Below are 14,365 nucleotides of genomic sequence, written 5' to 3' on the forward strand. Positions count from 1 at the left end.
CTATAAGCGCGCATAACTATGACTCTTGATATCTCAAAATATCCGACACTGGCTCTCGCAAATACTCCTGATGAGTTACGAAGTCTGCCAAAAGAAGTTCTCCCAAAACTGTGTGAGGAACTACGCACCTATTTACTCAACTCCGTCAGTCGTTCAAGTGGTCATCTTGCTTCGGGCTTAGGCACCGTTGAACTCACCGTCGCATTGCATTATGTCTATCAAACACCTTTTGATCACTTAATTTGGGATGTTGGACACCAAGCTTATCCACATAAAATCCTCACCGGGCGACGCGAGCAAATGTCGACTATTCGTCAAAAGGATGGGCTCCACCCTTTCCCCTGGCGGGAGGAGAGTGAATATGACACCTTATCGGTTGGGCACTCTTCAACCTCAATCAGTGCCGCTCTTGGAATGGCGATCTGCGCAGAAAAAGAAGGCAATAATCGTAAGGTGGTGAGCGTTATTGGTGATGGTGCGATTACGGCCGGAATGGCGTTTGAAGCCATGAATCATGCCGGTGACGTCAATCCCGATATGCTCGTTATTCTCAATGATAATGAAATGTCTATCTCTGAAAATGTTGGTGCGCTCAACAACCATCTTGCCCAAGTTTTATCAGGCAGCCTTTACACTTCGATTCGTGAAGGTGGCAAAAAAGTCTTGTCGGGTATCCCGCCAATTAAAGAACTTGTTCGCCGTACTGAAGAACACTTAAAAGGAATGGTTGTGCCCGGTACTTTATTTGAAGAATTGGGCTTTAACTACATTGGCCCTATCGACGGACACGACGTTCTTGAGTTGATCAAAACCATTAAAAATATGCGTGACCTTAAAGGCCCTCAGTTTTTACACGTCATGACCAAAAAAGGCAAAGGTTATGAGCCAGCAGAGAAAGATCCTATTGGTTATCATGGGGTGCCTAAATTTGATTTACGCCACACTAGCTTGCCAAAAAGCACAAATAATCAACCTACTTTTTCAAAAATTTTTGGTGATTTCCTATGTGATATGGCGGCACAAGATCCTAAGTTGATGGCGATAACCCCAGCCATGCGAGAAGGCTCGGGCATGGTTCGTTTTTCCAAAGAATATCCACAACAATATTTTGATGTCGCGATTGCTGAGCAACATGCGGTCACACTCGCAACGGGTATGGCGATCGGGGGACACCATCCGATTGTCGCTATTTACTCCACCTTCTTACAACGCGCTTATGATCAGCTCATTCATGATGTCGCCATCATGAACTTACCTATCATGTTTGCCATTGATCGTGCAGGTTTAGTCGGTGCTGATGGTCAAACTCACCAAGGAGCGTTTGATCTCAGCTTTATGCGCTGTATTCCAAATATGTTGATCATGGTGCCTGCTGACGAAAATGAGTGTCGGCAAATGCTCTATACCGGCCATTTACACCAAGGCCCTAGCGCAGTGCGTTATCCTCGAGGTCATGGTATGGGCGTCTCGATTGATCAAACCTTTTCCGCATTAGAATTAGGTAAAGGGCGAATCATGCGTCATGGTGAAAAAGTCGCCATCCTTAGCTTTGGCACACTACTTCCTTATGCATTAGACGCCGCTGCCGAACTAAATGCCACTGTAGCCGATATGCGATTTGTTAAACCACTTGATGAATCCTTGATTATAGAGTTAGCAAACTCTCACGATGTTTTGGTTACCCTAGAAGAAAATGTCATCGCTGGTGGAGCAGGAACCGGTGTGGTTGAGTTTTTAATGAGTCAAAAACTCGTCAAACCAGTGCTTCACCTCGGTTTGCCCGATCAATTTATCGCCCAAGGCACCCAAGAAGAGCTGCATACGGAATTAGGTTTGGATGGCCCCGGTATTCAAAGGGCCATTGAAGCCTATTTAGCGAAATAATACTCAGGCCTTCTTATTCGAGAAGGCCTTTTTGTATTGGATTTTGCCAAGCAAATAAACTAAACAGTCGTTGCCAATGCTCATCAAAAGAGGCTGTGAGTATTAACGGTTGCTCAGTATAAGGATGAATAAAGCTGAGTTCACTCGCATGCAACATCAAACGTTGAATTTGATATTGCTGTCGATACAAACGATTATGTTTTCCATCTCCATGCGTGGTATCCCCGACAATCGGATGGCGCAAATGTGCCATATGGCGACGTAACTGATGTTTACGCCCAGTTTGTGGTTTTAGTTCCATGAGACAGTAGCGCGTGGTTGGAAAAGCCCCCGTTGAATACGGCACTTCTACTTTAGCAATCGGCTGATAGGCAGTAATCGCTGACTGAGGTGCTTTATCCTGCTTAGCAAATTTATCAGCGATTTTATCCAGTTCTTGTTTCAACGGGTAATCTAATACTCCACCTTGTTCAATCCAGCCCCGAACAAGAGCATGGTAAGTTTTTTCCATTTTATGCTCAGCAAACATCGGCATCATCATGGCCGCGGTTTCACTCGATAAAGCAAAAACCAACACACCCGATGTTGGTCTATCTAGACGATGCAGAGGATAGACATGCTGACCGATTTGATCACGCAACATCTGCATGACAAATTGTGTTTCATGTTTATCCAACCAAGAGCGATGCACTAACATTCCAGCGGGTTTATTAACCGCCACCAAGTAATCATCTTGATAAATGATCTCTAGCATGATGCCACTGCCTTATCTATCTGATGTAATACATTTAATATGGCTTGATATTGTGGTTGTTCTTGCCACACTTCAACAAAATAGGGAGTGAGTAAAAAGCCTTGCGGTAATGGGGCGTTATCTGCCAATAACTGCTGCATACGCGGTAAAAAAATCCATTGTAACCACTCATGAGGATGTAAAATGTCCAATGAAAAGGGTTCTTTACTCTGTAAATAGTGCACCTTTGGTTTCTGATGTTGCCAGAGAGCCGCCGCTTTAAGCTCTTTTTCCAATGCGGTTAATAAAGCGGAGAAAGGAATTAGATGAGTCATGAAGTTTTACATCGCTAGCCTTGAATTAGCGGCAGATGATACCATCTATTCATGACAAAAAGTTAGGATCAAATTAATCTCTATGCAACCTATCCATCCCCTTACGACGCTGCTTAAGCAAAGTGGCTGCCAATACCTTGTGTTTGATCTTGGCCGGAGAATTCAGCCAATCGAAGCAAAACAATTTCAAAAAATTGAACAAGGCCAGCAGCCCTATCCTTACCCTTTACAACGTCAAGCTCATTTAGCCATTGTGTATTGGAATGAGCATCAGCAACCGTGGATCTGGTTCACGAAATTTCCACTCAATGAGCGAGGATTACTCATTCAAGCTGAGATAAATCAGTTTATCCAGTATGTGATCGAAGCGATGGGCTCTCGCTTACAACAAACGCTCACTGAAGAACAGCAGCAAAAATTAGCCAATAACCCCTACACGTTTCAACCAACCGAAGAAAAAATGGCCGTGTTACATAGCCAAATTCGAGCCCAACTTCATTTGCCCACTAGCCAATATTATGAACATGCGCAACACTATTTTTCCGGAAGGCTTGGCTGGGAAAATTGGCAAACCGTCGGTCTGCAAGGCATCAGTGACATCGGCGCTCGTTTAAGACAACAAAATAATAGTGTATTCATTCGCAAAGCCCTTGACCACCTCCCCAGCTCACCACTGTATGCTCTGCTTGGGGTGCTTGAACATGTCAACATTCCCGATAACATTGCCAGTAAACTGTACGAGATGGCCAACCAGCAAATGTCCAGCTCACAAACGGATCTCTTTTTGCTCTCAGCCTTAGTACGTGCCCTTTCAGGTGCAACACCAAATTATTTAGCTAAATTGACCGATGCTATCCTCGCCACACCTGATTATTGCCATCAAGAGGTATTAATTGGTCTTGCTGGACGAGCTTGGTCAACACTGAGAGAGAGTGGCCGCGCTCAACGTTTTTTACTTCGCTTAGCACAAACGGAGAATCAAACGCTGTTTAACCGGCTCTTTGCCGATTTAGTCATGTTACCGGAACTACGCATGGTGTTATTGCCTTTGCTGCATACCAGCCCATCACCTGAATTAGCCAAAGCGCTGCTCCAGTTACAACGTTCAACAAAACAATCCTCATAAACTAAGGAAAAAGCATTCATGACGAGTAACCTCATTTATATCCTTTTACTCAGCCTGATCTGCTTTGCATTTTGGCAACAACGCCGCCAAGCTGAGATAGCCAAACGGCACATTACTCGTCACTGTTCCAACCTAGAATTACAACTGCTGAGTGTCTCTTTCGGCCAACACAAATGGAAAGCGCCAGATAAAGGCTGGCGCTGGTATACGATCTATTATTTTGAATTTTCGGCACTGGGGGACGATTGCTACCAAGGAGAGCTTATAATGGCTGGTTTTCGTCCGGTAAACATTCAGCTTCCACCGTATAGAATATAGCCTAGCTCATCATTCTTGTTCTGGGGTTAACCATTGATACTGATGGAAATGACCAAACATCTCTTCCTGAGTATGTTGATGCTGAAAGCCCAACTTATGTAAGATGGCAATCGCTGAAGCATGTTCAGCATTCACTATTGACATCACCTGTCTCAAGTTTAATCGTTGACAGATATTGGGGAAAAAAGCGCTCAATGCTTCACTGGCTAGCCCTTGTCCCCAATAAGACTTATCAAATAAAAAACCGAGTTCGGCATACTCATCATAGATTTCAATATACATATGCCCCATATACTCTCGGTTATAGTTATCTAACACGGCCATGGCATATAAATGCTCATCATGTAAAATACGCTGAAAGAGCTGCCGAGCCGATGCTACCGTCTTCGGGCCATTCATTTGCGCGCGATTTTTCACACAGCAGTTGAGCATTAAAAAGTCAGATTCAAACGCATCGGTATAGGGAACAATTAATGTTCTACGTGTCACTATCGTCACTGACAATCCTTTGTTTGCAGATATTTTAGAACTCACTCACCGCTTCAAGGTTAACCTGAAAAGGTGAGCGAGAAGGTAAACCAATGCTGACGGTGTTGTATTGATCTTAACAAGGTTTTCACCACATCAAGTTATTATTCTATTTATTTACTTGATGAGCGTTTCAAACAGAGCACGCTCTTAGAAAAGACTAAGAAAAGCCCCGACACGAACGTATCGGGGCTTAAGTCTTACTCGTAGCGATCCTGCCACTAAATGGTTGCTCCCTGCATCATCCTTAATAGTGGTTGAATCCAGCAACCCAATCCTCTGCTTCGCCACCTTGGCGGTGTCCTTACAATCCGTTTTGCCAATCTATCCCGATCAGCTTTCATCACTTGTTCCTTGAGCGGTGTCCTTCCATCATCCTGATGGTATCCCTACCTCATCCCGAGGATCCTAGCTATCCATGCCCATTAACCTCTTGTTAATGGTCATATCCTTATTTGTCCATCGTTCCTGACAGCAACGATCCTTGCTTGCCGTATTCATCCTGAAGTGCTCTTCCGTGAATCTTTCCCATTCCCTGTCATGTTCCTATCGACAAGACATAATCTACCTCTTTTCGCTTCTTTTACAATCCCCCAAACAAGAGATTAATACTCACCCCACATCACAACCATCAATTAAAAATAAATAAATTCAATAGGTTAATGATAAAACCCCATAAAAACTCGTCAAAAAACGCTCTTCTCTCACAGGCTTTGTGAGCGATCTCTTACATGACAATCCCTCTTTTGCTAACCACGATTTATCAGTAAGATGAGCGAGGATCAAATATAAGGAGCCATTATGCTCACCCAAGACGCCACTCATGAGTTAACCACGGTACTGACTCAGTTACAGCAGCAAGGGAAACAACCCACCGTCGCCTTAGTGAAAGCACGGTTATCTTCGAGTGTTCCAATGCCAGCGATAATTGCAGCCATCAAAAGCTGGAAAAATAGTCAGCGAGTCCCCAAAATAGAAATTGCCACCCCCAAAAATGACGCTCAACAACGAATTCAAGAACTAGAACAAACCGTTCTCGCGCTCATTACCCGTGTGGAAAAGCTGGAAATCGCCTTACTGAATAAGGAATCCGTATGAAAATTTGGGTTGATGCCGATGCTTGCCCGAAAGTGATTCGAGAAACATTAATTCGAGCGGCAGAGCGCACCAGTGTGGAATGTACTTTTGTGGCAAACCATCTTATTCCTTTACCGAAACGCGCCAATATCTTTGCGCTACAAGTACCAGCAGGATTCGATATTGCCGATAATGAAATAGTTAAGCGTGTTGCGCCCCATGATCTGGTCATTACATCAGATATTCCATTGGCCGATGAAGTGATCAGTAAAGGGGCGCTCGCGTTAAGCCCAAGGGGTGAGCTTTTCACGACAGAAACCATCAAAGCACGTTTAAATATACGTGACTTTCTCGATACCATGCGCTCAAGTGGTATTCAAACAGGCGGGCCCAGTGCACTTTCGCAAACTGAACGACGTGAGTTTGCCAACCATCTCGACCGGTGGCTAACCAAACGACGCTAAATGAACTAGGGAAGCACGACATGTCCTTCCCTTTAGTGCTCAGCGGATAATAATACGGCGATTTTATCCGCATGCCCCTCTATCGCTGCACCGCTTTAAAACGCGGATTAGTTTTACAAATCACGTACAAGCGCCCCCGTCTTTTGACTATTTGACAATCCGGATGACGTAATTTTGCACTCTTTAACGAACTTAATACTTTCACTTTTTTTCCTTATTCACTAAAACGAGCAAATCGACGATTGAAGTTGGCAACGCGTCCTTCTTTTTGAATGACTCTCTGTTTGCCGGTGTAAAATGGATGTGACTGTGATGACACTTCAATCGTAAAATAAGGATAGATTTCTCCTTCAAATTCGATGGTCTTATCCGTTTTCAAAGTCGAACCAATTACAAAATAGTGATCAACGCTTGTATCGTGGAATACCACAGGCCGATATTCGGGATGAATCCCTTGTTTCATAGTTACCCCTCCAAAAAAAGTTGTTATGTTATAACAATACAATTAGGAATCATTATCATATATTTTGCAAGCGATTTATGCTTAAGACTGTGATATTTTGTTGGCTCTGTTTTTTGCCGAATATCACGATAATGTACAACCTTGATCCCATCGCAATAATAGAAAGTCCTTACCAAGAAAAATTTGCCGTTCCGCGCCAGCCTCGTCTGGTTCCCAGTGCGACAGCTCGAGTCAAATTACTTGGCGAGCTAAATTGCTTTGAAGCCATCAGAGGGATTGAACAATTTAGCCACCTCTGGTTACTGTTCTTATTTGATAAAAATCTTTCTGCAGGCTGGAAACCCACCGTGCGCCCCCCTCGTTTAGGTGGCAATGAACGCATCGGCGTACTGGCTTCTCGCTCCACCTTTCGTCCTAATGGAATTGGCATGTCCGCCGTTACGCTACAAGGGGTAGAAAAAGAGGGCGAGCAAATATACTTACAACTCGGTAGTGTCGATCTGGTTAACGGCACACCCATTATCGATATTAAGCCCTATCTGCCCTATTCCGATTCAATCCCAGATGCAACAGGCGGTTACGCAGAAGATGAACCAAACCGTAGCGAAGTGCGATTTAGCTCATCAGCCCTGACAACGCTACAAAAGTTACCGCAAGGACAAGTTCAACAATCGGTGATTGCCGAAGTGTTAGCTCAAGATCCCCGCCCGGCTTATAAGAAAAATCGTCCTGATCCACGAGAATATGCGGTAAATTTGTACGACCTTAACGTAAAATTCACCGTTAATGAGCAGTTAGTGACAGTCACAGCCATAGAACGCTTTTGACATGAGCGTTTGACTGATATTATTAGCGACTCATGTATTTTTTATCACCCACACGGTGGTAACCCTTTAAACTTTTAATGAACGGATACCTAAATGCGTACCAGTAAATATCTTCTTTCTACTCTGAAGGAGACTCCAAACGACGCAGAAGTTGTGAGCCATCAGCTCATGCTACGTGCAGGTATGATCCGTAAGCTAGCTTCAGGTCTTTATACTTGGCTACCTACAGGTCTGCGCGTCTTGCGTAAAGTCGAAAATATTGTTCGCCAAGAGATCGACAATGCCGGTGCTATTGAAACCCTGATGCCCGTAGTTCAACCCTTTGAGCTATGGGAAGAAACTGGTCGCTCAGAAAAAATGGGCCCCGAGCTACTTCGCTTTACTGACCGCCATGTTCGTCCGTTTGTACTTAGCCCAACGGCTGAGGAAGTAATCACTAACTTGGTGCGTAATGAGGTGAGCTCTTATAAACAGCTGCCTCTCAACTTATATCAGATCCAGACTAAATTTCGTGATGAACGCCGCCCTCGTTTTGGTGTCATGCGTGCTCGTGAATTTTGTATGATGGATGCTTACAGCTTCGACATCGACAAAGCCGGATTAGAAAAATCTTACCAAGCCATGCACCAAGCTTACTGTAAAGCATTTGATCGCATGGGGCTTGATTACCGTCCAGTATTAGCCGATACCGGCGCTATCGGTGGTAATGGTTCACATGAATTCCACGTACTGGCAGAAAGCGGCGAAGATATTATTGCCTTTTCGACCGAGTCAGATTACGCAGCAAACATTGAAAAAGCAGAAGCCGTTGCCCCAGCAGTTGAACGTGCTGCGCCAACTCAAACGATGACACTGGTTGACACGCCGAATGCAAAAACCATAGCAGAATTGGTTGAGCAACACGGCCTGCCTATCGAAAAAACCGTTAAAACGCTGTTTGTGAAAGCGTCTGATGACATTGAAGCACCTATTATTGCCCTGATCATTCGTGGCGATCATGAACTGAACGAAATTAAAGCAGAAAATCTTCCTGAAGTGGCTTCACCGCTTGAAATGGCAAATGAAGAAGAAATCCGCGCTCTGATTGGTGCAGGCCCTGGTTCGCTTGGTCCTGTTGGCCTTGAATTACCCTTTATCGTCGATCGTAGTGTCGCGGTGATGAGTGATTTTGCTGCTGGCGCAAACATTGATGGAAAACACTACTTTGGTATCAACTGGGGCCGTGATGTTGAGCTAGGTAAAGTGAAAGATTTGCGTAATGTCGTGGAAGGCGATCCGAGCCCATGTGGAAAAGGAACTTTACAGCTTAAGCGAGGTATCGAAGTCGGTCATATCTTCCAACTGGGTACCAACTATTCTGAGAAAATGAACTGTGGTGTACTCGACTCCAATGGTAAACACACGATTTTAGAGATGGGATGTTACGGTATTGGTGTCTCACGTGTGGTGGCTTCGGCTATCGAGCAAAACAACGATAAATACGGCATCATCTGGCCTGACGCCATTGCTCCTTTCCAAGTGGCCATCGTACCAATGAATATGCACAAATCTGAACGCGTTCAAGCAGCAGCAGAAAAATTATACGCTGAACTAACTGCAGCCGGTATTGATGTTCTGTTTGACGATCGTAAAGAACGCCCAGGTGTGATGTTCTCAGATATGGAGCTAATTGGTATTCCTCACACGATCATTATTGGTGATCGCAGTATGGATGAAGGTAACTTTGAATATAAACATCGTCGTAGTGGAGAAAAATCCGCCGTGCCGATGGCCAATATTGTCAGCTTTATTCAAGCACAATTGGTTTAATTTCCTTGTGGTTACTCCTAAAGGCTGCTTTGTCGCAGCCTTTTTATTTATCTTTAACCATTTACCCTACTTTCCTCTCGATAAAAGAACAGAGGCGGCTTATAGCCCGCTCATCCTGTCATTACGTTGTGCCAACGCAAGGTGAGAGTTTTGTATTTCTGTTGCTCTCTGTGTATTATCGAGAACAGTTATCATTGATAAAAATAGGAACAAACCATGCAAGTTTACGCTTGTTGTGACTTAGTGCGCGAACTCTACGCACAGATTGGCAGTGGCGATCAAGCCTATATCCCACAAGCCATTTCCTGCGCTATTCGAGCACTCAATGAAGTTGCAGCCGATACCTCTTTACCGAAAGAGACCCGAGAAAAAGCCGCATTCGCAGCGGCAAACCTACTGATTTCTGATTTTGAGGACTAAAAATGAATCTCAATAACTTTGCCAGTATGGATCCCATTATGTTGATGAGTATTGTCAACATGAAATTGCGTGATGAATTTGAGGGAGATTTGGATAAGCTTGTGGCTTATTTTGATATTGACCGCACAAAGCTCGAAGCGCGTTTAGCCAGTGCTGGCTTTGAATTTTTACCTGACGCTGGACAATTTCGCTAACAAAAGAAAAGGCCTAGAAACCTAGGCCCTCATTCATTACCCTAAATATTTACGGGCATTTTGGAACATTCGCATCCAAGCACCATTTTCCCCCCAATTATCGGGGTGCCATGAGTTGGCAACAGTGCGGAACACTCGCTCTGGGTGTGGCATCATAATCGTGACGCGACCATCTTGAGTGGTTAAGCCAGTAATCGCATTCGGTGAACCGTTCGGATTATTCGGATACTGCTGGGTTGGCTGACCGAAATTATCGACAAAACGTATCGCAATCGTACCTGACTGTTCAATAGCGACTAAATGCGCATCATCACGAACTTCCACTCGACCTTCACCATGAGAAACCGCAATCGGCATGCGAGAGCCCGCCATATCCGCAAAGAATAATGAATTGGATTTTTGTACTTCCACTAAGCTAAAGCGAGCTTCAAACCGTTCTGATTCATTACGCACAAACCGTGGCCATAAATCGGCACCGGGAATTAACTCTTTTAAGTTAGAGAGCATCTGACACCCATTACACACCCCGAGTGAGAAAGTATCTTGACGATTAAAGAACCCTTCAAACTGATCACGCGCTTGTGTATTGAACAACACCGATTTTGCCCAGCCTTCACCGGCCCCTAGCACGTCGCCATAAGAGAAGCCACCACAAGCCACCAGACCTTGATACTCATCCAATACCGCTTGGCCTGTTAAAATATCACTCATATGTACATCAATGGCATGGAAGCCAGCGCGATCAAAGGCCGCCGCCATTTCAACATGAGAGTTAACCCCTTGCTCACGCAAAATGGCCATTTTAGGTTTTATCCCTTGCGCAATATAAGGTGCTGCAACGTCTTGCTTCACATCAAAAGAGAGCGAGACATTCAAACCGGGGTCATTATTCTCTTGTTTAGCGACAAATTCTTGCTCAGCACAAGCAGGGTTATCACGCAGCGCTTGCATCTTATGCGTCGTTTCTGCCCAGATGGTCCGTAATTCAGTTCGAGAACGCTCAATCAAGGTTTGAGTACCTTGGTTAATCACAAACTTATCAGAACATTCAACGGCACCAATCACGTGTGAGCAGTCGGCTAATCCATGCCCAGCCAGAACAGAAAGCACATCATCCAGTCCATCATGTTTGACTTGGATAACCGCGCCTAGCTCCTCATTGAATAACGCCGCAAGCGCATCATCACCCAAGGTTTCAATATTGGCGGTGATGCCGCAATGCCCTGCAAAGGCCATTTCGGCTAGCGTCACCACTAAACCGCCATCCCCTTTATCATGATAAGCCAGCAATTGCTGGGTACGAACGAGGGTTTGCATCGCATCGAAAAATCCTTTGAGCTGCTCAGCATTATCCACATCAGCAGGTTTATCACCCAGTTGCTTATAAACTTGCGCTAATGCAGTTGCTCCAAGGCGATTTTGACCATGACCTAAGTCAATCAGCAGCAAGCAACTGTCACCTTGATCAGTTCTCAATTGCGGTGTCACGGTATTGCGCACATCGTCAACACGAGCAAAAGCGGTGATGATCAATGAAAGGGGTGAGGTCACCTCTTTTGGCTCACCATGTTCTTGCCACTTGGTCTTCATCGACATGGAATCTTTACCAACCGGGATGGTTAATCCCAGCGCAGGACACAGCTCTTCGCCTACCGCTTTAACCGCTTGATAAAGACCAGCATCTTCACCGGGGTGACCCGCTGGCGACATCCAGTTAGCCGAGAGTTTAATGTGTTTAATATCCCCGATATCGGTCGCCGCAATATTGGTGAGTGATTCTCCGACCGCTAAACGTGCCGAAGCGGCAAAATCGAGCAAAGCAACGGGAGTGCGTTCACCCATCGACATCGCTTCACCATGATAAGTATCAAAACTGGCTGCGGTTACCGCGCAGTTTGCCACAGGAATTTGCCATGGCCCGACCATTTGGTCCCGAGCGACCAAACCGGTTACCGAACGGTCACCAATGGTAATCAAGAAGGTTTTTTCCGCTACGGCAGGTAAACGCAGTACGCGATCCAGTGCTTCATTTACTTCAATACCACGGCGATCAAGTGTAGGACTGATGACCTTCTGAGTTACCGCATCACGGTACATTTTCGGTGGTTTACCCAATAAAATATCCATGGGCATATCAATCGGCGTGTTATCAAAATGGCTATCTTCCAGCGTCAAATGACGCGTTTCAGTGGCCTCACCGACCACGGCATAAGGAGCACGTTCACGTCGGCATATCGCATCAAACACCGGCATATTTTCAGGAGACACCGCCATCACATAGCGCTCTTGTGACTCATTACACCAGATTTCCAGTGGGCTCATGCCGGGTTCATCATTCGGTACATCACGCAATTGGAAGACTCCACCACGATCGCCATCATTAACTAATTCAGGCAGTGCATTTGAAATGCCACCAGCACCGACATCATGGATAAAGGCGATAGGGTTAGCCTCGCCCATTTGCCAGCAGCGGTCGATCACCTCTTGGCAACGACGCTCCATTTCTGGGTTTTCACGTTGAACTGAAGCAAAATCGAGATCTTCTGCTGATTGACCGGAAGCCATGGATGAGGCTGCACCACCACCAAGGCCGATATTCATCGCTGGGCCACCTAACACAATTAATTTAGCACCGACGGGGATCGTTTTTTTCTGTACATGCTCCGCTCGAATATTTCCCATCCCCCCTGCGATCATGATCGGCTTATGATAACCTCGCACCTCTTCCCCGGCATGCGAGGTAACTTTCTCTTCATAAGTACGGAAGTACCCTAATAAGTTCGGACGACCAAATTCGTTATTAAATGCTGCGCCCCCCAGAGGGCCTTCTAGCATAATGTCTAATGCCGAAACAATTCGGCTTGGCTTACCAAAATCACTCTCCCATGGTTGAACAAACCCAGGAATACGTAAGTTAGAAACGGTAAAACCCACCAACCCAGCTTTCGGCTTACCACCAATGCCGGTTGCGCCTTCGTCACGAATTTCACCACCAGATCCAGTAGCCGCTCCCGGCCAAGGTGAAATAGCGGTTGGATGATTATGGGTTTCAACCTTCATTAAGATATGCGCATCTTCATGGTGGTAACCATACTGACGAGAATTGGGATCCGGAAAAAAGCGACCCACTTTTGAACCCGTCATCACTGCTGCGTTATCTTTATAAGCAGACAGCACATGATCTGGCGTCACTTCGAAGGTATTTTTAATCATCTTGAACAGTGATTTGGGCTGCTCAACCCCGTCAATGGTCCAATCGGCATTAAAAATTTTATGGCGGCAATGCTCTGAATTAGCCTGAGCAAACATCATTAGCTCAATATCATTAGGATTACGCCCTAACTTAATAAAGCTTTCAACCAGATAATCTATTTCATCTTCCGCTAACGCCAGCCCAAGGAAAACGTTTGCTTCTTCAAGTGCAGTGCGGCCTCCCGTCAAAATATCGACTTGAGACATGGGGGCGGGTTCAGCCACACGAAATAGAGCTGCTGCGGCATCCAGTTCGGTAAATACCGTTTCCATCATTCTGTCATGAATAAGCGCAGCGAGTTTTGTCCGTTGCGACTCCGACAAAGGCTCTTCACTGGTAATATAATAAGCGGTTCCTCGCTCAAGCCGTTTGACTTGAGTTAAACCACAGTTATGGGCAATATCAGTTGCTTTAGAAGACCAAGGTGAGATCGTCCCAGGACGAGGAGTAACCAGCAGTAGTAAACCTTGCGGTTGGTGCTCTTGAATAGTGGGACCGTAAGTTAGGAGCTTCTCTAGTTTACTCAGATCAGAAGCCTCTAACTCTGCTTTTAGATCAGCAAAATGCATAAACTCAGCATAGATGCCAGTCACTGGTAGGGTTTGTTCACGACATGTTTCAAGCAATTTTTGAACTCGAAACTCAGAAAGCGCCGGGGAGCCACGCAAAATTCTCATGTGCTTAGGTCTCTATATACAAGTGATTAAGATGAAATTGGCATAAATTCAATTAATTACAATACGTTAGTGGTGTTTAATAAAACCTATGCCAGTGTCACCTCGTCATTGCGTGGGCATTATAAAGGATTTCTTTTTGTGACGTAACACCAAAAGCAACCGTTTGCGTCATTTTTTGTTAAATTTGCATGATGGCGCATTTCAAACACTCTCATCTGTTCATCACGCAAAGAATAACGTCTAAACTTTGCCTTGAC

Annotated in this window: 15 protein-coding genes; 9 read left to right on the forward strand and 6 right to left on the reverse strand. The window is 45.2% G+C overall.

The window, feature by feature from the left end:
- Positions 1–18 precede the first annotated feature (18 nt).
- Entirely contained in the window at positions 19–1,884 is a 1,866-nt protein-coding gene (gene dxs / locus FKN05_RS05805) for a 1-deoxy-D-xylulose-5-phosphate synthase (protein ID WP_099612001.1), read from the forward strand.
- Positions 1,885–1,897: 13 nt separating this feature from the next.
- Here the strand turns inward: dxs and truC are convergent, their stop codons facing one another.
- Positions 1,898–2,638, reverse strand: coding sequence for a tRNA pseudouridine(65) synthase TruC (gene truC / locus FKN05_RS05810; RefSeq protein WP_099612000.1), 741 nt, complete (start codon positions 2,636–2,638; stop codon positions 1,898–1,900).
- Positions 2,632–2,952, reverse strand: coding sequence for a YqcC family protein (locus tag FKN05_RS05815; protein ID WP_099611999.1), 321 nt, complete (start codon positions 2,950–2,952; stop codon positions 2,632–2,634). The genes truC and FKN05_RS05815 overlap by 7 nt, the downstream gene beginning before the upstream one ends.
- A gap of 82 nt (positions 2,953–3,034) precedes the next feature.
- On the opposite strand from FKN05_RS05815, the gene FKN05_RS05820 reads away from it, so the two are divergent.
- Together FKN05_RS05820 and FKN05_RS05825 are read left to right on the forward strand one after the other, a co-directional pair.
- On the forward strand, positions 3,035–4,078 hold the full coding sequence (locus FKN05_RS05820) for a DUF3549 family protein (RefSeq protein WP_170887070.1): 1,044 nt from the start codon (positions 3,035–3,037) through the stop codon (positions 4,076–4,078).
- Positions 4,079–4,096: 18 nt separating this feature from the next.
- Positions 4,097–4,396, forward strand: coding sequence for a DUF3301 domain-containing protein (locus tag FKN05_RS05825; protein WP_170887071.1), 300 nt, complete (start codon positions 4,097–4,099; stop codon positions 4,394–4,396).
- A gap of 9 nt (positions 4,397–4,405) precedes the next feature.
- Here the strand turns inward: FKN05_RS05825 and FKN05_RS05830 are convergent, their stop codons facing one another.
- The gene (locus FKN05_RS05830; protein ID WP_161427345.1) at positions 4,406–4,894 is read right to left on the reverse strand and encodes a GNAT family N-acetyltransferase; all 489 of its coding nucleotides are present in this window, start codon (positions 4,892–4,894) and stop codon (positions 4,406–4,408) included.
- Between the two features lie 831 nt (positions 4,895–5,725).
- Between FKN05_RS05830 and FKN05_RS05835 the strand changes: the two genes are divergently transcribed.
- The gene (locus FKN05_RS05835; protein ID WP_099611996.1) at positions 5,726–6,022 is read left to right on the forward strand and encodes a hypothetical protein; all 297 of its coding nucleotides are present in this window, start codon (positions 5,726–5,728) and stop codon (positions 6,020–6,022) included.
- Entirely contained in the window at positions 6,019–6,465 is a 447-nt protein-coding gene (locus FKN05_RS05840) for a YaiI/YqxD family protein (protein ID WP_170887072.1), read from the forward strand. The genes FKN05_RS05835 and FKN05_RS05840 overlap by 4 nt, the downstream gene beginning before the upstream one ends.
- A gap of 79 nt (positions 6,466–6,544) precedes the next feature.
- On the opposite strand, the gene ykgO is transcribed toward FKN05_RS05840, so the two are convergent.
- Positions 6,545–6,670 carry a type B 50S ribosomal protein L36 gene (gene ykgO, locus FKN05_RS05845; RefSeq protein ID WP_040904587.1) on the reverse strand — a complete coding sequence of 42 codons (126 nt, stop codon included), beginning with the start codon at positions 6,668–6,670 and terminating at the stop codon, positions 6,545–6,547.
- Between the two features lie 9 nt (positions 6,671–6,679).
- Positions 6,680–6,928 carry a type B 50S ribosomal protein L31 gene (locus FKN05_RS05850; protein ID WP_170887073.1) on the reverse strand — a complete coding sequence of 83 codons (249 nt, stop codon included), beginning with the start codon at positions 6,926–6,928 and terminating at the stop codon, positions 6,680–6,682.
- Between the two features lie 131 nt (positions 6,929–7,059).
- Here FKN05_RS05850 and tsaA point away from each other — a divergent pair, with 131 nt between their 5' ends.
- The 4 genes from tsaA to FKN05_RS05870 all read left to right on the forward strand — a co-directional run bounded on the left by tsaA (position 7,060) and on the right by FKN05_RS05870 (position 10,178).
- The gene (gene tsaA, locus FKN05_RS05855; RefSeq protein ID WP_161427994.1) at positions 7,060–7,755 is read left to right on the forward strand and encodes a tRNA (N6-threonylcarbamoyladenosine(37)-N6)-methyltransferase TrmO; all 696 of its coding nucleotides are present in this window, start codon (positions 7,060–7,062) and stop codon (positions 7,753–7,755) included.
- A 93-nt stretch (positions 7,756–7,848) separates the two neighbouring features.
- The gene (locus FKN05_RS05860; protein WP_170887074.1) at positions 7,849–9,564 is read left to right on the forward strand and encodes a proline--tRNA ligase; all 1,716 of its coding nucleotides are present in this window, start codon (positions 7,849–7,851) and stop codon (positions 9,562–9,564) included.
- Positions 9,565–9,780: 216 nt separating this feature from the next.
- On the forward strand, positions 9,781–9,984 hold the full coding sequence (locus FKN05_RS05865) for a YaeP family protein (RefSeq protein WP_099611991.1): 204 nt from the start codon (positions 9,781–9,783) through the stop codon (positions 9,982–9,984).
- 2 nt (positions 9,985–9,986) lie between these two features.
- Positions 9,987–10,178, forward strand: a complete 192-nt coding sequence (locus FKN05_RS05870) for a DUF4250 domain-containing protein (protein WP_161427992.1) — start codon at positions 9,987–9,989, stop codon at positions 10,176–10,178.
- A gap of 36 nt (positions 10,179–10,214) precedes the next feature.
- Here the strand turns inward: FKN05_RS05870 and purL are convergent, their stop codons facing one another.
- Complete coding sequence (gene purL, locus FKN05_RS05875) at positions 10,215–14,108, reverse strand: phosphoribosylformylglycinamidine synthase (protein WP_170887075.1); 3,894 nt, start codon at positions 14,106–14,108, stop codon at positions 10,215–10,217.
- Positions 14,109–14,365 lie beyond the last annotated feature (257 nt).

Origin of the sequence: Vibrio sp. 1-1(7), from assembly GCF_013048485.1 — a bacterium.
In the GTDB taxonomy this organism is placed as follows: Bacteria; Pseudomonadota; Gammaproteobacteria; order Enterobacterales; family Vibrionaceae; genus Vibrio; species Vibrio fujianensis.

Coding starts and splice junctions, on each gene's coding strand:
- dxs (WP_099612001.1), top strand. CDS start 19: ATGACTCTTGATATCTCAAAATATCCGACACTGGCTCTCGCAAATACT.
- truC (WP_099612000.1), bottom strand. CDS start 2,638: ATGCTAGAGATCATTTATCAAGATGATTACTTGGTGGCGGTTAATAAA.
- FKN05_RS05815 (WP_099611999.1), bottom strand. CDS start 2,952: ATGACTCATCTAATTCCTTTCTCCGCTTTATTAACCGCATTGGAAAAA.
- FKN05_RS05820 (WP_170887070.1), top strand. CDS start 3,035: ATGCAACCTATCCATCCCCTTACGACGCTGCTTAAGCAAAGTGGCTGC.
- FKN05_RS05825 (WP_170887071.1), top strand. CDS start 4,097: ATGACGAGTAACCTCATTTATATCCTTTTACTCAGCCTGATCTGCTTT.
- FKN05_RS05835 (WP_099611996.1), top strand. CDS start 5,726: ATGCTCACCCAAGACGCCACTCATGAGTTAACCACGGTACTGACTCAG.
- FKN05_RS05840 (WP_170887072.1), top strand. CDS start 6,019: ATGAAAATTTGGGTTGATGCCGATGCTTGCCCGAAAGTGATTCGAGAA.
- FKN05_RS05850 (WP_170887073.1), bottom strand. CDS start 6,928: ATGAAACAAGGGATTCATCCCGAATATCGGCCTGTGGTATTCCACGAT.
- tsaA (WP_161427994.1), top strand. CDS start 7,060: ATGTACAACCTTGATCCCATCGCAATAATAGAAAGTCCTTACCAAGAA.
- FKN05_RS05860 (WP_170887074.1), top strand. CDS start 7,849: ATGCGTACCAGTAAATATCTTCTTTCTACTCTGAAGGAGACTCCAAAC.
- FKN05_RS05865 (WP_099611991.1), top strand. CDS start 9,781: ATGCAAGTTTACGCTTGTTGTGACTTAGTGCGCGAACTCTACGCACAG.
- FKN05_RS05870 (WP_161427992.1), top strand. CDS start 9,987: ATGAATCTCAATAACTTTGCCAGTATGGATCCCATTATGTTGATGAGT.
- purL (WP_170887075.1), bottom strand. CDS start 14,108: ATGAGAATTTTGCGTGGCTCCCCGGCGCTTTCTGAGTTTCGAGTTCAA.